20 protein-coding genes are annotated in these 18,783 nt (G+C 55.4%); 4 read left to right on the top strand and 16 right to left on the bottom strand.

Annotated features, from left to right (window positions below):
- Positions 1–14: 14 nt before the first annotated feature.
- The 4 genes from phnE (QEN58_RS18445) to phnD are packed head-to-tail and all read right to left on the bottom strand — an operon-like array spanning position 15 to position 3,463.
- Positions 15–824 carry a phosphonate ABC transporter, permease protein PhnE gene (gene phnE / locus QEN58_RS18445; RefSeq protein ID WP_280105048.1) on the bottom strand — a complete coding sequence of 270 codons (810 nt, stop codon included), beginning with the start codon at positions 822–824 and terminating at the stop codon, positions 15–17.
- A complete protein-coding gene (gene phnE / locus QEN58_RS18440) occupies positions 818–1,630 on the bottom strand; it encodes a phosphonate ABC transporter, permease protein PhnE (protein ID WP_280105047.1) in 813 nt (270 codons plus the stop codon). Before phnE (QEN58_RS18440) ends, phnE (QEN58_RS18445) begins: the two co-directional genes overlap by 7 nt.
- On the bottom strand, positions 1,617–2,414 hold the full coding sequence (gene phnC / locus QEN58_RS18435; RefSeq protein WP_280105046.1) for a phosphonate ABC transporter ATP-binding protein: 798 nt from the start codon (positions 2,412–2,414) through the stop codon (positions 1,617–1,619). Before phnC ends, phnE (QEN58_RS18440) begins: the two co-directional genes overlap by 14 nt.
- Before the next feature lie 56 nt (positions 2,415–2,470).
- Positions 2,471–3,463 carry a phosphate/phosphite/phosphonate ABC transporter substrate-binding protein gene (gene phnD / locus QEN58_RS18430; protein ID WP_280105045.1) on the bottom strand — a complete coding sequence of 331 codons (993 nt, stop codon included), beginning with the start codon at positions 3,461–3,463 and terminating at the stop codon, positions 2,471–2,473.
- Between the two features lie 173 nt (positions 3,464–3,636).
- On the opposite strand from phnD, the gene QEN58_RS18425 reads away from it, so the two are divergent.
- Positions 3,637–4,230 carry a histidine phosphatase family protein gene (locus QEN58_RS18425; protein ID WP_280105044.1) on the top strand — a complete coding sequence of 198 codons (594 nt, stop codon included), beginning with the start codon at positions 3,637–3,639 and terminating at the stop codon, positions 4,228–4,230.
- On the opposite strand, the gene QEN58_RS18420 is transcribed toward QEN58_RS18425, so the two are convergent.
- From QEN58_RS18420 to hemE, 7 genes are all read right to left on the bottom strand, one after another.
- The gene (locus QEN58_RS18420) at positions 4,227–4,625 is read right to left on the bottom strand and encodes a RidA family protein (protein WP_280105043.1); all 399 of its coding nucleotides are present in this window, start codon (positions 4,623–4,625) and stop codon (positions 4,227–4,229) included. The two genes, QEN58_RS18425 and QEN58_RS18420, sit on opposite strands and share 4 nt — an antisense overlap.
- Positions 4,626–4,749: 124 nt before the next feature.
- Complete coding sequence (locus QEN58_RS18415) at positions 4,750–5,478, bottom strand: amino acid ABC transporter ATP-binding protein (protein ID WP_280106962.1); 729 nt, start codon at positions 5,476–5,478, stop codon at positions 4,750–4,752.
- A gap of 99 nt (positions 5,479–5,577) precedes the next feature.
- A complete protein-coding gene (locus QEN58_RS18410; RefSeq protein WP_280105042.1) occupies positions 5,578–6,678 on the bottom strand; it encodes an amino acid ABC transporter permease in 1,101 nt (366 codons plus the stop codon).
- A gap of 15 nt (positions 6,679–6,693) precedes the next feature.
- Complete coding sequence (locus QEN58_RS18405) at positions 6,694–7,884, bottom strand: amino acid ABC transporter permease (protein ID WP_280105041.1); 1,191 nt, start codon at positions 7,882–7,884, stop codon at positions 6,694–6,696.
- Positions 7,885–7,969: 85 nt separating this feature from the next.
- The gene (locus QEN58_RS18400) at positions 7,970–8,995 is read right to left on the bottom strand and encodes an amino acid ABC transporter substrate-binding protein (protein WP_280105040.1); all 1,026 of its coding nucleotides are present in this window, start codon (positions 8,993–8,995) and stop codon (positions 7,970–7,972) included.
- A 244-nt stretch (positions 8,996–9,239) separates the two neighbouring features.
- The gene (speE, locus tag QEN58_RS18395) at positions 9,240–10,106 is read right to left on the bottom strand and encodes a polyamine aminopropyltransferase (protein WP_280105039.1); all 867 of its coding nucleotides are present in this window, start codon (positions 10,104–10,106) and stop codon (positions 9,240–9,242) included.
- On the bottom strand, positions 10,106–11,218 hold the full coding sequence (gene hemE / locus QEN58_RS18390; RefSeq protein WP_280105038.1) for a uroporphyrinogen decarboxylase: 1,113 nt from the start codon (positions 11,216–11,218) through the stop codon (positions 10,106–10,108). The genes speE and hemE overlap by 1 nt, the downstream gene beginning before the upstream one ends.
- Before the next feature lie 286 nt (positions 11,219–11,504).
- On the opposite strand from hemE, the gene ribA reads away from it, so the two are divergent.
- From ribA to cheZ, 3 genes are all read left to right on the top strand, one after another.
- Positions 11,505–12,140 carry a GTP cyclohydrolase II gene (gene ribA, locus QEN58_RS18385; protein ID WP_280105037.1) on the top strand — a complete coding sequence of 212 codons (636 nt, stop codon included), beginning with the start codon at positions 11,505–11,507 and terminating at the stop codon, positions 12,138–12,140.
- Positions 12,141–12,176: 36 nt separating this feature from the next.
- Positions 12,177–12,896 (top strand): PAQR family membrane homeostasis protein TrhA, encoded by a 720-nt coding sequence (gene trhA, locus QEN58_RS18380; protein WP_280105036.1) that lies wholly within the window; start codon positions 12,177–12,179, stop codon positions 12,894–12,896.
- Between the two features lie 279 nt (positions 12,897–13,175).
- Positions 13,176–13,862, top strand: a complete 687-nt coding sequence (gene cheZ / locus QEN58_RS18375) for a protein phosphatase CheZ (RefSeq protein WP_280105035.1) — start codon at positions 13,176–13,178, stop codon at positions 13,860–13,862.
- 90 nt (positions 13,863–13,952) lie between these two features.
- Here cheZ and QEN58_RS18370 read toward each other — a convergent pair whose 3' ends face one another.
- The 5 genes from QEN58_RS18370 to QEN58_RS18350 all read right to left on the bottom strand — a co-directional run bounded on the left by QEN58_RS18370 (position 13,953) and on the right by QEN58_RS18350 (position 18,554).
- Positions 13,953–14,576: a glutathione S-transferase family protein gene (locus QEN58_RS18370; RefSeq protein WP_280105034.1), complete on the bottom strand. Its 624-nt coding sequence runs from the start codon at positions 14,574–14,576 to the stop codon at positions 13,953–13,955.
- A gap of 75 nt (positions 14,577–14,651) precedes the next feature.
- On the bottom strand, positions 14,652–15,416 hold the full coding sequence (gene djlA, locus QEN58_RS18365) for a co-chaperone DjlA (protein WP_280105033.1): 765 nt from the start codon (positions 15,414–15,416) through the stop codon (positions 14,652–14,654).
- Positions 15,417–15,448: 32 nt separating this feature from the next.
- Positions 15,449–17,374, bottom strand: coding sequence for a 1-deoxy-D-xylulose-5-phosphate synthase (gene dxs, locus QEN58_RS18360; protein ID WP_280105032.1), 1,926 nt, complete (start codon positions 17,372–17,374; stop codon positions 15,449–15,451).
- Positions 17,375–17,376: 2 nt separating this feature from the next.
- Complete coding sequence (gene ispA / locus QEN58_RS18355; RefSeq protein ID WP_280105031.1) at positions 17,377–18,270, bottom strand: (2E,6E)-farnesyl diphosphate synthase; 894 nt, start codon at positions 18,268–18,270, stop codon at positions 17,377–17,379.
- Positions 18,264–18,554 (bottom strand): exodeoxyribonuclease VII small subunit, encoded by a 291-nt coding sequence (locus QEN58_RS18350; protein WP_071694619.1) that lies wholly within the window; start codon positions 18,552–18,554, stop codon positions 18,264–18,266. Before QEN58_RS18350 ends, ispA begins: the two co-directional genes overlap by 7 nt.
- Positions 18,555–18,783 lie beyond the last annotated feature (229 nt).

Genomic DNA, 18,783 nt, shown 5'->3' with positions numbered 1-18,783 from the left:
TTAAACAATTTGGATTACAGCACTTTGCTACGCAGCAAGCTGGTGACCGCTTCACCAATCAGCACCAGCACAATAATAGCAATTAAGATGGTCGCCACGGTTGGCCAGGCAAAGGTATCAATCGCACCTTGCAAAATGACCCCAATACCGCCCGCGCCCACTAAACCTAGCACTGTCGATTCGCGAATATTGATATCCCAACGCAGGATCACAATGGCAAAAAAGGCGGGCATCACTTGAGGCACAATCGCATAGGCGACTACTTTGGCTTTGGAAGCCCCGGTGGCTTCCATGGCTTCTACCGGACGCCGGTCAATCTCTTCGATGGCCTCGCCCATCAATTTGCCGATAAAGCCAATGGAGCGAAACACGATGGCAAGGATCCCGGCTAGTACGCCAGGGCCAAAAATGGCCACGAACAGCAGCGCCCAGATAATCGTGTTCACCGAACGGCTAGAGACCAGAATAAAGCGCCCCAGCCATAAACAAGCGCGGTTTGGCGTGGTGTTCTGGGCGGCAATGTAGGCCACCGGTAAGGCCAAAAAGATCGTTAAGAAGGTGGCCAGAGTGGCAATATGCACCGTCTCGATAAGCGCCGCGATAATGCCGTTTAAGCCGGCGGCACTGGGAGGCCACATGCGCCCCCCAAGCGCAGAAATTTGATTGGGCGCATCCCATACCCAGGGCCAGAAAATATCGATGTCGCGCACCGCCCAGACCACCACCATCAAGGTGGCAAAGAGAACGGCGTAACGAATAAGGCGCTGTTTGCGGTCGTAGCGCTGCCAAATACGATCGGCAAGCTGCTGTGCGTGATCTACCATATTTTTTTCCTTACCCAGCCGCTGACACCTTCACTGAGCAAAATGACCGCGATGATGACAAGCAGAATCGCAAAGGCGAAATCGTAGTCGTAGCGACCAAAGGCGTTCATTAGCGTACCGCCTATGCCACCTGCGCCCACGATTCCGACCACTGCTGATGCGCGCAAGTTGCTGTCCAATTGGTACATGGAAAGGCCCACTTGGCGTGGCAGTATCTGCGGAAAAACGGCATAGAATAGAATCGCCACATAGCCCGCCCCGGCGGCTTTCATGGCCTCTACCTGACCCCAGTTAATCTCCTCTATCTCTTCGGCCAGCAGTTTGCCTACGAAACCGATGGAGTAGAGGGTCAGGGTCAAAATCCCGGCTAGCGGCCCGAACCCAACCGCGGCCACAAATAGTATCGCCACGATCACTGGGTGAAAGCTGCGCGATACAATAATGACGGCACGGCCAATGACATAGATAGGCATTGGGGCGATATTACGCGCTGCCATTACGGCAAAGGGAATAGAGAGCAAAACCCCCATTAAAGTCGCCAAAATGGCGATTTGGAAGCTCTCTTTAAAGCCGGTAATCAGTAGCTCGTAGCGCTCTAAGTTGGGGGGGAAGCCGCCGCTAAAAATCCGCGCCGCGCGGGGCAGCCCTTCAGAGATACGCGCCCAATTGAACGGCAGCGAGCCGAAAGCCCAGACCAAATAGACGGCTGCGACGATGATCAGCCCATAGCGAAGTAGTGGATTAGCGATAAACGGCGGCTTTCGCCAGGTGCGGGGCGCTGTTGAAGGGGCGTCAGGCGGAGTCATGGGAGCGCTCCTCCACGGGCGTATCGGTAATCGCATCGTCCGGTGCTTCAATGCCGCCGTAGATAGCGTCTAACGCGTCTTTGTTGAAATCGGCAGGCAACCCATCAAAGATCATCTTACCGTGGCGTAGACCCACAATCCGCTCGGTATAGGTTTTGGCCTGTGCAACGTTGTGGATATTAATCAGCACCGGCAACGACAGCTCGCTGGCCAAGCTCTGCAGCAATATCATGATTTGCTCGGAAGTGCGTGGATCCAGCGAGGCAGTCGGTTCATCAGCCAGCAGCACTTCAGGTTCCTGCATCAGTGCGCGAACCACGCCTACCCGCTGCCGCTCGCCGCCCGAAAGCTCATCAGCGCGCTTGTTGGCGTAGTGGGCTATTCCCACGCGCTCCATCAGTACAAAGGCACGCTCAATATCGCCCTGGGGGTAACGACGTGAAATTGCTTGATAGAGATTGACGTAACCCAACCGCCCGGCCAGTACGTTCTCCATCACGGTTAAGCGATCCAGCAGGTTAAATCCCTGGAACACCATGCCAATTTTGCGGCGCGCGCGGCGTAATTCAGCGCCTTTCAGGTTGACCAGCTCATTGCCGTTGAGTTTGATCGAGCCCGAAGTCGGCTCGACCAGGCGATTGATACATCTCAGCATGGTGCTTTTACCCGCACCCGAGGCGCCTACGATAGAAACAACGCTGTTTCCCTCTACCTTGAGGTCAAGCCCTTTCAGCACGGCTTCATCGTGGCCATAACGTTTGACCAGATTGGTAATTTCCAGCATGTGTCCGCTTCCATCGTCGAGACAATAACCGCACCGCCAGCGGCGGTGCGCTACGTTTACTCTTCCAAGTTTTCTGGCGTATAGCTCACGTTATTGGCCGCTTGGATGGTACGAATCACCTTCCAGTTGTCTTGGTAGTTGATGGGTATGAATTTCTCGACGCCCTCAAACTCTTCGCCTAGCTCGGTGCCGATAAAATCAAAACTGAAGAAGGCTTCTTCAATTTTTTCGACCAAATCTGGGTGCAGGTTGTGCGCGTAGTTATACGAGGTGGTGGGGAAACGATCAGATTCGTAGATCAGGCGCACGTCCTCCTCATCGTAAAGGCCGCGTGCCGCCATCCGCTCGACCACTTCGGAAGCGACCGGCGCCGCATCGTAGTCTTTAGCCACGACGCCCAGCATGGATTGGTCGTGGCTGCCCGAGTAGACCACTTCGTAGTCCTCGTCGGGGGTAATGCCCAGTTCAGGAAACAGAGCGCGTGGGGCTAAATTGCCCGAGTTTGAAGTGGGTGAGGTATGGGCAACGCGTTTACCTTTAAGGTCTTCCACTTCATGAATATCAGAGTCGACGTGTGTGAACAGTTGCAGGGTATAACCGAATTGGCCGTCATCAGAGCCCATTAACGCAAACGGCACAGCACCGGCTAAATTCACCGCAAACGGCGTAGGCCCAGTAGAGAAACCGGCGATATGTAAGCGTCCGCTTCGCATAGCTTCAACCTGCGCCGCGTTGGACTGCACAGCAAAGAAGCGCACATCCCGCTCGGTAACCTCAGCCAAGTGATCGATAAAGGGTTGCCAAATATCTGAATAGATGGCCGGGTCTTCTACGGGGGTATAAGCAAAAATCAGCGTGTCTGGATTAGCCCACTCAGACTCATCGGCAGGGCGGTCGGCGACCATATCGCCATTTTCATCACAGTAAATAGTATCTAAATCGCCGCGTTCGCACTCAGCGAAAGCGGGCGTAGTGAGCAGGGCGAGCGGTAATAGAGATGCGGCGGTAAGCATCGCAAGCGGGCGCTTGCGGAAGAGCGAAGTTGCCATGGTAAGCCTCGTTTGTGCGTTATTGTTGTGTTCTTGCTCTGGGTCGAACTGTGTTTCCTTTGCTGCGTTTTGCCACTACTGAAAACGAAAAATGTTTCGTAAGTGGACATTCCGCGCCAAGGATGGTTATTTTCGAAAGCAGACACCTTCAATCTAGGGTTTGTGACAAACTTATGTCAAATACTTTACAGCCCCTCTCCGACCATTGGCGCAACCGCTATTTATTAATGCGCCACGGTCATAGCCAGGCCAATCAGCAGGGCGTGATTGTCAGCTCGCCAGAGCGAGGAATAGAAAACTTCGGTCTTTCTGAGTATGGCGAGCAACAGCTTTCCCAGTTAGTTGCCGATTGGCAGTGGCCTGTACCGACTCGCGTAGTGCATTCAGATTTTTTGCGGACCACTCAAACCGCTGCCCGAGTAGCCGCTAGGTTTGGTTTAGTGCCCAGTGTGGATAAGCGCTTGCGAGAGCGAAATTTTGGTGAATTAGAGGGGCAGGGAGACGATCACTATCCCAGCGTGTGGGCGTTAGATGCCGAGGATGCCGAGCATCGTCACCATCAGGTGGAAGCCTTGAGTGCGGTGGCGCAACGTATGCAAGCAGTAATAGCTGATTGGGAGCAACAGGTAAGCGGCGACACCATCCTGCTCGTCAGTCACGGTGACCCGTTGCAAATACTGTTAACGGCGTTGGCTAAAAAGCCTCTTACCCAGCACCGTGAACAGCCTCCGTTACTTCCCGCGAGCATCACCCAAGTAGGTGGTTAGGCGCCGTCTTTCGCAGGCGGAATCCAGGCAATCATATCGACTTCCACATCGGCTCCGCCCGCTAGGCCGGTCACGCCAATGCAGGTGCGGGTAGGCAGCGGTTGGGGAAAGTAGCTCGCGTATACCTTATTGACCTCGTCAAAGTGGCCCATATTGGTAATAAACACCCGGGACTGCACCACATATTCGAAGGCGCTACCAACTTCTTCTAGCACGATCGCCAGGTTCTGCATCACCCGATGGGTCTGCTCGGTGAAAGTACCCAATAGCATTTCGTTGGTTTCCGGCACCGTCGGCATTTGCCCAGTGATAAACACCAGATCGCCGACGCGGCAGGCGTGGGAAAACGGCGCGATAGGCTGTGGCGCGCGGTCGATAAACAGCTTTTCAATCATGCTTTTATCCTTTTTTGGCTGTTTTTAAGAGCTGTTTTTTTAAAGTCTGTTAACCATCATGGGCCTCAAATGAGGCCCATGATGACGTACTTATCAACAGCTGCTTTGTTTCATGGGCTGTGGATTAATGCCCCAGAATCTGGCTTAAGAACAGCTGGGTGCGCTCAGACTGTGGGTTATTGAAGAATGGTTCAGGTGCGTTCTCTTCAATGATCTGCCCTTGGTCCATAAAGATCACTCGGTCGGCCACGGTTTTGGCGAAGCCCATTTCGTGGGTCACACAAATCATGGTCATACCCTCTTCCGCCAGCTCCACCATGACGTCCAGCACTTCCTTGATCATCTCGGGGTCGAGAGCGGAGGTGGGCTCGTCAAACAGCATAACGTCGGGATGCATGCAGAGTGAGCGGGCAATCGCCACGCGCTGCTGCTGGCCGCCTGAAAGTTGCCCAGGATACTTGGTAGCCTGCTCGGAAATGCGCACCCGTTGCAGGTACTCCATTGCCAGCGCTTCGGCTTCTTTACGAGGTTTCTTCTGAACCCACATCGGCGCGATACAACAGTTTTCCAGCACCGTTAAGTGAGGAAACAGGTTGAAGTGTTGAAACACCATGCCAACGCTGCGACGAATCTGCTCAATGCGCTTTACGTCCTGGGTGAGCGGTACGCCGCCAACCACAATTTCACCTTTTTGGTGCTCTTCAAGGTGGTTAATGCAGCGAATCAGCGTTGATTTACCCGAACCCGAGGGGCCGCAAACCACAATACGCTCGCCGCGTTTTACCTCAAGGTAGATATCCCGCAGTACGTGAAAGTCGCCGTACCACTTGTTAACGTTACGCATCTCGACCATCAGGTCAGAAGTACTGGTGTCAGAAGTACGAGTGTCAGAGGTGTTGGTGGCTGCTTGTGTCATGTTGAAATCCTACTTAAAACGTAATGAGATGCGGCGTCAGTGCTTATGGCCAGTATTTAGCTTGCGCTCCAAGTACTGGCTATAGCGCGACATGCTGAAACAGAATATCCAGAACACGAACGCGGCAAATACATAGCCCTCTACCGAGAAGCCCAGCCAGCGCGGGTCGGAAAGCGCCGCTTGCACAATGCCCAGCAGGTCAAACAGCCCGATGATCATGACCAGGGTGGTGTCTTTAAACAGTGAGATAAACGTGTTGACAATGCCCGGAATCATCATTTTCAGTGCCTGGGGCATCACGATGAGTCCCATGCGCTTCCAATACGTCATTCCCAGTGCCGCAGCGGCCTCATCCTGCCCTTTGGGAATCGCCTGCAAACCGCCGCGAATAACCTCGGCCATATAGGCACTTTGGAACAGCGTCAGGCCGATTAGCGCCCGGATAAGACGATCCACGTTAATTTCAGACGGTAGGAACAGCGGCAGCATCACCGAGGCCATAAACAGGATGGTGATTAGCGGCACACCACGCCAAAACTCAATAAAAATCACGCAGAAGGTTTTGACGATGGGCATGTTCGAGCGTCGCCCAAGGGCCAATACGATGCCAATAGGCAGTGCGCCAATCATTCCCACGCTCGCCAGTAGCAGCGTCAGCATCAAACCGCCCCAGCGGTGGGTGGATACACGCGGTAGATCAAAGTAGCCGCCGTGTAGCAGCACGTAGGCGATCACCGGGAAGATCAGCAGGGCAAACAGTGTCATCCAGCGCTTGAACGGCAGGCGTGGAATGACCATCCAGGCAATAATGCCAGCGAACATGGCAAATACAATGTTGGCGCGCCAATACTCCTCGCTGGGGTAGAGGCCATACATAAACTGGGAAAAGCGTGCGTTAACGAATACCCAACAGGCGCCCGCTTTTGTGCAATCTTCGCGGCTATCGCCGACCCAGTTGGCATCGATAAACGCCCACTGGACCGTTGGCACCACGAGTAAGTACAGCACGTACAGGCCCAGTAGCGTGAATATGCTATTGATGGGGCCGTTGAACAGGTTGCCACGTAGCCAGGCAACCGGACCGATCGTGCCTTTAGGAGCCGGGCGCTGAGGTATGGTTTCTTTGTTGTGAATCATGGGGTCGCCTCCGGCCTAGCGTTCGACCAGCGCAACGCGAGCGTTGAACCAGTTCATGAACATGGACACCAGCAAGCTGATGATGAGATAAACCGCCATGGTCATGGCAATCACTTCAATTGCTTGACCGGTCTGGTTGAGCGTAGTGCCGGCAAAAACTGACACCAAGTCGGGGTAGCCGATGGCGGTGGCCAGGGACGAGTTTTTAATCAGGTTGAGATATTGGCTGGTGAGCGGCGGAATGATGACGCGCAGCGCCTGGGGGATCACCACCAAACGTAAGACGAGTTTGCGTGGCAAGCTAAGCGCCTGGGCGGCTTCTGTTTGGCCATGGGGAATAGCCTGAATGCCCGAGCGCACAATTTCGGCGATGAACGACGCGGTATAAATGGAGAGCGCCAGCCACAGGGCCAAGAATTCGGGAATGATGGTAATACCACCGCCGAAGTTAAAACCACGTAGTACAGGCATCTCCCAGGTGACCGGTACACCGGTCGCCACCAATACCAGCAATGGCAGGCCAAAAATGATCACCAGCGACATCCAGAAAACGGGCAAGCGTTTGCCGGTCGCTTCGTGGCGGCGCTTGTTCCAGATAACGAGCGCAATGCTGGCAATGATGGCCACCACAAAGGTAGCAGGAATTAGCCCAAAGCCTGATTCGAACAGCGGTTGTGGCAAGTACAGACCGCGAACATTGAGAAAAATGGCTTCACCAAACGCCATGCTCTCTCTAGCACTGGGTAACGTGCGCAGTACCGCGAAATACCAGAAGAAAATCTGCAGCAGCAGTGGGATATTACGAAAGGTTTCGATATAGGCGTTGGCTAACTTAGCGATCAGCCAATTGGGCGATAGCCGTGCGATACCGACGATAAAACCAATAATCGAGGCAGCTAACACCCCCAGTCCGCCAACTAGCAGCGTATTAAGCAAGCCAATCACAAAGGTACGGGCGTAGGTGCTCTGGGAAGAGTATTCGATTAAGGTTTGACCAATACCAAAGCCGGCTGTATTGCCCAGGAAGCCGAAGCCTGTGGTGATGCCGCGGGCGTTCAGGTTGGCTTGGGTATTGCCGATAATATAGATCAGGAAAGCCGTTACAACAGCGACCAAAATGAGCTGAAAAATAAGTGCGCGCTTAGCGCGGTCTCGCCAAAACGGCGGCTTGTGGCCGGCGGGGCGGATGTTGGGTCTTACAGACATGGATGGCGTCTCCGCTACACGGAAGGTCAATCAGATGGCCCGCCAGCACCTGAGAGGGTTGGCGGGCCGGGGTCAAGCGAGACGCTTAGCGAATCGGGGGAGCGTACTGGAAGCCACCGTCGTTCCACAAGGCGTTGACACCGCGCTCGATTTCAAGCGGAGAGCCCATGCCCACATTACGTTCGAAGCTTTCACCGTAGTTACCGACTTGGCTAATAATGTTGTAAGCCCAGTCCGCTTCAAGGTTCATACCTTCACCGTAGTTGCCGTCTTGGCCCAGTAGGCGAGCAACATCAGGGTTTTCAGAGTTCAGCATTTCTTCAGCGTTTTCGCTGGTCACGCCATACTCTTCGGCATTAATCATCGCGAACAGTGACCACTTCACGATATTGAACCAAAGGTCGTCGCCCTGACGAACCACAGGACCCAACGGCTCTTTGGAGATGACGTCAGACAGAATCATCGACCCTTCAGGATCATCTAACTGGATACGCAGTGCTGCGAGCTGTGAGGTATCAGAGGTCAATACGTCACAGCGGCCAGCTTGATAACCACCCACGGTTTGCTCAGAGGTATCAAATACGATTGGGTTGAATTCCATGTCGTTAGCACGGAAGTAGTCCGCCAGGTTCAGTTCGGTAGTGGTGCCCGACTGAATACAGATAGAAGCGCCGTCGAGTTCGTCAGCACCGGTAATGCCCAGGTCACGGGATACCATGAAACCCTGACCATCGTAGAAGTTAACGCCAGTAAAGTTCAGGCCCAGCGTGGTATCGCGGGTAGTGGTCCAGGTGGTGTTACGTGAAAGTACATCGACTTCACCAGACTGCAGGGCGGTGAAGCGCTCAACGGCATTTAGAGAGATATAGTTAACGGCTTCTGAGTCGCCGAGTACCGCTGCCGCTACTGCACGGCAAACATCAACGTCCAGTCCCTGCCAATTACCATCGTCATCCGGCGCTGAGAAGCCCGGCAAACCATCGCTCACACCACACTGAACGGCGCCACGCTCAATGGTATCTTCTAAGGTGTCGGCTTGAGCGGTCGCCATTCCCGCTAGGCTGAGTGAGCCAGCGGACGCCAGAAGCGCTAGGTGTTTTTTATTGAACATTTAGTTTCCCTCGAAGTTATTAAAATCCGTCACTGAAATAGTTGTGCATGCCGTAGCATGTCACTAAACCTAGCAAGGAAGATGCCAACAAGGGTACAGGCGTTAATTCAGCGCTTTTCAACGCTACTCAACGAATTCGAGACGAAGGTCTAGATGCAAATATGGTTACCGCCCACCTCGTATTGCACCTTTATAGGGCAAGTCGTGGTGGGTGGTAACAGAAAGGTGAGTAATCGGTGGGCGTTTATTCGGCCGCAAATGCCTTGCGCATAAACGGCGGTAGGGCGAGAGCACCACGATGGGCTTCAACGCTGTAGTACTCAAGTGGCAGGTCGTGGCTTGCGGCTGCCTGCTCGCGGAACGCATTAACGTCTAAGCCTTTGCCCGCCAATGTCACGCTCCACCAGCCTGAGGGGTAAACCGGCTGCGGGAAGGGCAGCGTGGCAACGCTGTCAAACCCGGCTTTCAACATGTCGTTGCGCAGTTCTCGAATTATTGAGCCGCTGTGGTAAAGCGGTGATTCGCTCTGCTGCACCATTACGCCGCCGCTTTTCAAAATACGCTGGCAGCGCTTGAGAAAATCGGTTTTAAACAGCCCTGCAGCAGGCCCAACTGGGTCGGTGGAGTCGATAATCAGCACATCGATGCTCTCATCAGGTGCATCGTCCACCCACTTCACGCCATCAGCGAACAGCAGCTCTGCGCGAGGGTCGTTATTCGCTTCTACTAACGAAGGGAAGAAGCGCTCAGAGGCTCTGGTGACTTCTTCGTCGATATCAATTTGGGTAACTTTCTCTACACCCGGGTGGCGCAGGACCTCTTTTAATGTGCCACAGTCGCCACCGCCGATAATCACCACCCGCTTAGGATCTTGATGGGTAAACAGCGCCGGATGCGCAATCATCTCGTGGTAGAGAAAGTTATCGCGATCAGTCAGCATCACACAGCCATCTAGCACCATTAGGTTGCCGTAGGTCTCGGTAGCGTAGACTTCCAGATGCTGGTACTGGCTCTGCACATCCAAGAGTTTTTCAGAGATCTTCAGTGAGAAAGCGCTGCCGTGGCTATCAAAGACTTCGGTAAACCACTGGTCGTCACGTAAATCGCTCATCAATTGGCTCCTGAATGCTGTGCATTGGCGTGAGTCGGAATATCGCGGTGATATTGCGGGCTTAGATCGTGCAGCGCCTCCATAAAGGCGTTGACGTTGTCGGGGTTGGTAAATTGGCTGATGCCGTGGCCCAGGTTAAACACGTGGCCAGGACCATGGCCGTAGCTCTCTAGTACCCGAGCTACTTCAGCACGGATAGCCGAGGGGCGGGCAAACAGTACGTTGGGATCCAGGTTGCCCTGCAAAGCGACCTTATGACCAACACGGGCGCGGGCATCAGAAAGTTCGGTAGACCAGTCGATACCCAAGGCATCGGCACCAGCGCAGGCGATATGCTCTAGCCACTGGCCGCCGTTTTTGGTGAAGAGAATCACTGGTACACGGCGACCATCGTGCTCGCGGATCAGTCCGGAGACGATCTGCTCCATGTAGCGCAGCGAGAACTCAAGGTACGCAGGGGTAGAGAGCGCGCCGCCCCAGGTATCAAAAATCTGCACCGCCTGAGCGCCCGCGCGAATTTGGGCGTTCAGGTAGTCGGTCACCGCATGCGCCAGTGTATCCAGCAACTGGTGCATGGTGTCCGGGGTATCGTAGAGCATGGTTTTCAGATGGCGGAAATCCTTGCTGGAACCGCCCTCTACCATGTAGGTCGCTAGTGTCCAGGGGCTGCCAGAAAAGCCGATCAGAGGCATGCGGCCGTTCAACTCACGGCGAATCGTGGAAACGGCACGCATCACGTAGTCCAGGTCGCGCTCGGCGTCGGGCACGCTCAGTGCCGCGACTTCTTCCTGGGTGCGCACGGTTTTGCGGAATTTGGGGCCTTCGCCGGTTTCAAAATAGAGCCCCAAACCCATGGCATCGGGAATGGTCAAAATATCTGAAAACAGAATGGCGGCATCCAGCGGGTAGCGTTCTAAAGGCTGCATAGTGACTTCGCAGGCCAGGTCATGGTTGCGGCACAGATCCATAAAGCTGCCTGCGTCGGCACGGCTGGCACGGTATTCCGGCAGGTAGCGGCCTGCTTGGCGCATCATCCACACCGGGGTGCGGTCGACGGGCTGACGCGCCAAGGCGCGAAGGAATCGATCATTTTGTAAAGGTGTAGTGGTCATAGACACTTGCTCTTAGGAAATTTGCCCGCATCGTATTTGAAGCCGTACTTGGGGACGTACTTGAAACCGTGCCGGGGATCGGATGAGGGCAATTGTACTTGAAGATAGCCGTTAGGGCGGCGTACTCGATGGCAAAAATCGTCGCACCCGGCCAATTTTTCTCGCCTAATTAGCCAATTTTAGCTTCTTCGCCAGCGTGAGGCGGGCGCCGCTTCCTGTTAGAATATTGGCCCACTTTGCCAACACTGGTGTGGTTAACTGGTTTGGTCAATCAGCGAGGTAACCTGTGACCATTCGCTTTATTGCCGCTTCCCAACTGCCCACGCCCTGGGCGACATTTACGATGCATGGCTTCGAAGATGAAGCCACCGGCAAGGATCATATCGCCTTAACGTTGGGTGATGTGACCGGCGATGTGCCGGTGTTGGGGCGGGTGCACTCCGAGTGCTTGACCGGTGATGCGCTATTCTCCATGCGCTGCGACTGTGGCTATCAGCTCCAGGAAGCGCTGAAACGCATCGCTGAAGAGGGCCGTGGTGTCCTTTTTTATCTCCGTCAAGAGGGGCGGGGAATCGGCCTATTGAACAAAATTCGTGCCTATCACCTTCAGGATCAAGGTGCGGATACGGTCGAAGCCAACGAGCAGCTCGGTTTTGGCGCCGACATGCGCCGCTACGACCTGTGCGTGCCGATGCTTAATCATTTGGGCATTACATCGTTGAGGCTAATGACTAACAACCCGCGCAAGGTGGATGCCCTCACTCGCGACGGCGTGAATGTCGTCGAACGCCTGCCGATCACCACCGGCCTGAACCCCCATAACGAGCAGTATCTTTCAACCAAAGCGGGCAAACTTGGCCATATGATGGCCCTGGATGACTTCACCCACGCCAGCGATGTGGATATTGAGCGTAAGGGGTGATATGAGTGGGGTATGGCATGCGAGGAGCGCCCCATCATGAACGCCGTAAGAAAGGAGCAGTATAAGCAGCACACACAGCAACGTGAAAAGCTACCTGAAGAGCAGGGCGAATTCAGCGTTGTCGAAGAGTACCTACACAGTATTACCCATGGTATCGGGGCAGTGTTCAGCCTGGTGGGAATGGTCGTACTGCTGATGGCTGCGAGCTACGCTGCCCATGTTGACCCTTGGAAAATTGTCAGCCTTAGCCTGTACGGCACCACGCTAGTACTGCTGTATACCGCTTCAACCCTTTACCATGGTATCCCGCATCGGCGCTGGAAGCAGCGCTTTCAACTGCTTGATCACTGCGCGATTTATCTACTTATTGCAGGTACTTACACGCCTTTTTTACTCGTCAACATGCGCGGCACTACGGGCTGGATTTTGTTTGCCGCCGTGTGGTCGCTGGCGCTAGTGGGTATTGCCTGCATACTGCTATGGCCCCAGCGCTTTTCGATATTACGCGTGACGATTTATCTGCTCATGGGTTGGATGATCGTGCTGGCGTCGGGAGAGATGGCGGCGAGTTTATCGACGACCGGCATCCTCCTGCTGGCGGCGGGAGGGATTACCTATACGCTAGGGGTGATCTTCTACGCCGTGCGCTCTATACCCTACAACCACGCAATCTGGCATCTGTTTGTGATCGCCGGAAGCGTTTGTCACTATTTTGCCGTTTATAGCGCCGTTCTTCCGCACGTCCCGGCTGTTTAAGGAGTAATTGCTCGACTTCGGGTCATTGCCCGCGTGAACCCGCATGCCAATTAGATGGCTTTTAAAGGGATGAAAAATACCTGTAACTCACTGATTCCCTCTGTAGACTAAACGTTAAACTTAAGTTTTGGCCTATTGAGCCGACAGTAGTATCAGTTTAGATACAAACTGGATGTATTGAACGCCTAACAGTCTGAAAAACACAGTGGGTTCGTATAGTGATGTCTATCGCCAGACCCAAAGCAACACTCAACAAGCTTTTCCAACAAGAGGATTGTCATGAGCACTGTTAACAACGCCCACGACACGACCATGCCGTCGGTACTGGGCAAAAAAGACAGTACTGATGAGATGGTGCATCGCATAGGCCACTTAACGCGCCTGCTGCGGGACAGCATGAAAGAACTGGGCTTAGACCAGCAGATTAGCCAGGCGGCGCAAGCGATACCGGATGCCAATGACCGGCTCAACTATGTTGCCTCAATGACGGAGCAGGCCGCAGAACGGGCCTTGAATGCCGTTGAACGTGCGCAACCCGTGCAAGACAACCTTGAGGAAGAAGGCGCTGCGCTTAATAAACGCTGGGAGGCAGCGGCAGCTAAGCTCGCGGCGGTAGAAGGTGATCCTAATCTCGTCGAGGATACGCAGGACTTTTTGAGTAGTAAGCTTCCCACTGCAACCGGGGCTACGCAAAAAGAGCTGCTTGAAATCATGATGGCCCAAGACTTCCAAGATCTCACCGGTCAGGTGATTAAGAAAATGATGGAAGTCATCAAGCTCATCGAAGAGCAGCTTGTTCAGGTGTTAGTGGATAATGTGCCTAACGTCACCGATGGTATTAAGATTGAAGATAACCGCGATGAACATGCCAAGCTGCGCAATGGTCCCCAGGTAGGCGGCAGCAAGGTTGACGCGGTGTCGGGACAGGATCAGGTAGATGATTTGCTTGATGAGCTTGGTTTTTAGAGGCGTCTAGCCGGGGTTCGCATCAGCTAAGACCGTTGCCACGCGCTATCAGCAACGGTTTTGAAAGCGTTTAAATGTCTTTGGCCTTGATTAGCTTTCTGCGGCAGTTTGCTCTTTTTCGATTGCTCTAGCCATCGCGGCGCGCTGGGTGTGGCGTTCGCGATAGGCCATCAGCGGTTCGGGTAAGCGGTGCTTCATGCTGATCGCCCAGGACAAGGTATGGGTTAAAAACAGATCCGCCAGGGTAAAGGTATTACCTACCAAGTTCTCTTGTCCGTTGTAGCGACGCTCTAGCGCGCTGAGCGCGCGCTGAAACTCCCAGGCGCAGACTGGCAAAATAGCGGGAACGCGTTTGTCTGTGGGCAGGGCAAACTTATGCTTGGCTTGATTCCACAGTGGCTGCTCAAGTTCGGTGACAATAAAGCTGAGCCACTGGTCAACCTGAGCGCGAGCGGCAAGGTCGCTGGGTAGCAGCGTACCATCGCCATACTGCTCCGCTAGGTAACGACAAATCGGCGCCGATTCAAATAGCGTTACTTCCCCATCCTCAATCACCGGCACCTTGCCGTCAGGGTGACGCGCCAAGTGTTCGGCGGTTTGCCCCTCGCCTTTATCCAGCGCTACATGTTGGCATTGATACTCTAGGCCTAACTCTTCAAGCGTCCATGCTGCTCTTAACGAGCGGGAGTGAGGAAAGCTGTATAGCGTGATCATGGCGTGCTCCTGGCGACAAAAATCGACTCTTTAATCTAGCGGGCGTTAGCGACGCTGTCGATTAATATACCGCTCTTAAGCACTGCCTCGTGCTTCGCGAATCCGCTCGTAGGCGTTGCCGATTTCACTGGTGCGTGCTTGGGCGATGTCGCGCATGCTTTCGGGCAGGCCTTTGCCGGCCAGTTTGTCCGGGTGGTTTTGGCTCATCAGACGGCGGTAGGCTTTTTTGATCTCCGCATCGCTGGCGTCTTCGGAAACCCCTAATACGCGGTAAGCGTCTTTGAGAGCCTCTTCGCTGGCGCCCTGGGAGTTGGCGGCGGCGCCGTGCAACATCGCTTCGATCTGTTGAACTTCGACATCGCTGCAGCCGACACCACGAGCAACGCGCAAGATCATCTCGTGCTCAGCGGTATGAAGCACACCGTCTGCCGCTATGGCGGTTAGCTGCACTTGGATAAACACCTGGCGTAAAACTGGCTGGCGCTGGGTAAGGCGGTTAACGGTGGCCAACTCGGCGTCTAGGTCGAAGTCATCGGCGCGGCCACGCTCGAAGGCGGCGCGGGCCTTGGCGCGCTGTTCGCCCTGGAGGTGCATCTGATCAAACAGTTTCTCGGCAACGTCCAGTTCCCCTTCGGTCACTTTACCGTCGGCCTGGCAAAGGCAGCCCATTACGGAGAAGATTGATTCCAGAAAACCTTCCTGAATGCGCATCCGCGCGATATTCAGACGACGGCTAAGGCGCTTGCCTAGCCACCAGCCCAGACCACCGCCAATCAGCAGACCCACCGGGCCACCAAACGCAAGACCAATCAAGGCGAAGATAATAATTAGAAATAGCATATGGGTCTCAAAAGTAGTTTAAAAATAATGGCTTATGGAAGTCGAGCGCGTATGGCGCGCTCAATGCCGTCGATATCCAACTGACAATCGGCAAGCAGCTGAGCTGGCGTGCCGTGCTCTACAAAAGCGTCCGGCAGGCCAAGATTGAGCACTTCCACTTGAACGCCTTCGGCGTGGAGTAGCTCATTCACAGCACTACCCGCACCACCGGCAATCACGTTCTCTTCCAGGGTCACCAGTAGTTCGTGCTCGTCGGCGGCGTGCAGCAGCGCATCGCGATCCAGCGGTTTGATGGAGCGCATATTGATGTGAGTCGCATTGAGCCGTTCGGCGACTTCCGCTGCGGCGCTGTTGAGGCTGCCAAAGGCGAGCAGCGCAATGCGCACACCGTCGTTGGCGGCCTGGCGTCGCACCTCGGCCTTACCGATGGTCAGCGGCTCAAGGTGTGTAGGAATTTTTACGCCTGGGCCGGTGCCACGGGGATAGCGCACCGCAGCAGGACCGGGGTGATGATAGGCGGCACTGAGCATGGCGCGGCACTCGGCTTCATCCGCCGGGGCCATAATCACCATGCCGGGCACGCAGCGCAGAAAGGAGAGATCCATGCTGCCGTGGTGCGTGGGGCCGTCTTCGCCTACTAAGCCCGCGCGGTCAATGGCAAAGGTGACGTCGAGATTTTGTACCGCAACGTCATGAATCAACTGATCGTAACCGCGCTGTAGAAAGGTGGAGTAAATCGCTACCACTGGCTTCATGCCTTCGCAGGCCATCCCCGCGGCGAGCGTTACCGCGTGCTGCTCGGCGATCGCCACATCGAAATAGCGCTGAGGGTACTCTTTTGAAAAGCGAATCAGATCGGAGCCTTCGCGCATGGCGGGGGTAATGCCCATCAGGCGCGGATCGGTAGCGGCCATATCGCATAGCCAGTCGCCGAACACATTGCAGTATTTTTTCTTCGCTGCCGTCTCTTTAATGATGGGCTTTTTGGCCGCCTCGGTTTGAGCCGCAGCGCTGGGTTTTTCCAGCTTGGTAATGGCGTGGTAGCCAATTTGATCCGCTTCGGCGGGGAGGAAGCCTTTGCCTTTCACCGTTTTGATATGCAAAAACTGCGGGCCGTCGAGGTCGCGCAGGTTTTCCAGCGTATGGGTTAACGCGTCGAGATCGTGGCCATCGATGGGGCCTACGTAGTTAAAGCCCATCTCTTCAAACAGCGTGGCGGGGCTGACCATGCCTTTCATATGCTCTTCAGTGCGCCGGGCAAGTTCCAGTGCGCCAGGCAGGTGCGAAAGCACTTTTTTGCTCTCTTCGCGTATTTTCAGGTAGGGCTTGCTGGAGAGCACCCGGGCTAGGTAGGTCGCCATGCCGCCGACGTTCTCGGAAATCGACATCTCGTTGTCGTTGAGGACCACCAGCAGGTTGGCATCCACGTGACCCGCGTGGGCCAAAGCTTCGAAAGCCATGCCCGCGGTAAGCGCGCCGTCGCCGATAATCGCACATACGTGTCGCTTATCGCCCTGTGCTTTGGCTGCCAGTGCCATGCCCAGCGCCGCTGAAATCGATGTGCTGGAGTGGCCCACACCGAAAGTGTCGTACTCGGACTCGGCGCGGCGCGGGAACGCTGCCAAGCCGCCATGCTGGCGAATACTGAGCATCGTCTCGCGGCGGCCGGTGAGAATCTTATGCGGATAAGCCTGGTGGCCAACGTCCCAGACTAAGCGGTCGTGTGGCGTATTAAAGGCGTGGTGCAGGGCAACGCTCAACTCGACCACACCGAGCCCGGCGCCAAAGTGGCCGCCGGAAACGCCCACGCTATAGAGCAGGTAAGCGCGTAGCTCGTCGGCCAGTTGGGCGAGCTGGGTGGCGTTCATGGCCTGCAGCGCGGCGGGGTGGTCAAAGGAGTCGAGCAGCGGCGTCGTGGGGCGCTCGCGTGGGATTTCGTCGAACAGCTTCATGGGCATCTTTAGTGGTCGCGCTCGATCATATAGTGGGCTAAGTCGGCCAGCGGTGCAGCACGTTCGCCCAGTGGGGCGAGCGCGGCAATGGCCTCGTCGATCAGGCTGTGCGCTTTGCGTTGAGCGCCCTCTAACCCCAGCAGGCTGGGGTAGGTGGGCTTGGCTCGTGCGGCATCGGCGCCTGACGTTTTGCCTAGGGTAACGGTGTCGCCGGTCACATCCAGGATATCGTCGTGAACCTGAAAGGCTAGACCAATGGCGCGGGCGTAGCGAGTAAGCGCCGTTAAGCGAGGGTCTGTGTCTTCAACGGCTACCAGTCCCCCCAAGCGCACAGCGGCGACAATGAGGGCGCCAGTTTTATGGGCGTGCATATGGGCCAGGGCATCCACATCCGGGTGGCCTCCGACGGCGTCTAAATCCAGCGCCTGCCCCGCCACCATGCCATCACGTCCAGAGGCGGAGGCCAGGGTGTGCACCAAATGGCCCAGTCGCGGATGTGCATTGCTGGCCAGCACTTCGAAGGCCAGCGCCTGCAGGGCATCTCCGGCCAGAATCGCACTCGCTTCATCAAAGGCTTTATGCACAGTAGGCTGACCACGGCGAAGGTCGTCGTCATCCATGGCCGGTAGATCATCATGGATCAATGAGTAAGCGTGGATTAACTCAATCGCTGCGGCGGGCGCATCCAGGGCATCGTCTTTTGCCCCTAGCGCGTGGCCAGCCATATACACCAGCAGCGGGCGCAGGCGTTTGCCGCCAGCCAGCAGGCCATGGCGCATAGCGGCCTCAAGCCGAGGTGCTACTGCAGGGCGGCTATCAAACAGAGCGGCTAGCGTGGCGTCCACGCGGGCATTGCTGGACTGGCGCACGGTGGCAAGCTGGTTAGGCTGCATGGCTACCATGGGGGCGTCTCCTTGCTGTCATCCTCGGCCGCATCCTTGGGGTCGTCGGGGCCAGCGAAGGGCGTTACGTTTAAACGTCCTTCGCTGTCTTCACTCAGCGCCCGAACCTTGAGTTCGGCGCTATCCAGGCGCTGCTGGGCATCGCGGGTCAGCCGCACGCCTTGTTCAAACGCGGTCAGTGCATCTTCCAATGAGAGCTCGCCTGACTCTAGACGTTCAACGATGGTTTCGAGTTGCTCAACCGTCGCGGCAAAGTCCTGCGGGGGTGATGTCGTGTCGCTCATTGGGGGGTGCCTGCAAACCGGTATGTTTTTAAACTAAGCTGAAATAAGCCCACAGTATACACCGAGGCTGGGGGGCGGCGTCTGCCCTCTTCAGTACAGCTTGTTGCGCGACTTGCGATCCATTCATCGTCACCACGCAGACTTTTCATCATTCACACCCGGCCCGAACGAGGCGTGCTGTGCTACGATATGCGCCTCCCGTGAACCGATACACGGCGCATGCCGCCGA

The organism is Halomonas alkaliantarctica (assembly GCF_029854215.1).
In the GTDB taxonomy this organism is placed as follows: domain Bacteria; phylum Pseudomonadota; class Gammaproteobacteria; order Pseudomonadales; family Halomonadaceae; genus Vreelandella; species Vreelandella alkaliantarctica_A.
This window is presented reverse-complemented; position numbering and strand designations above follow the sequence as displayed.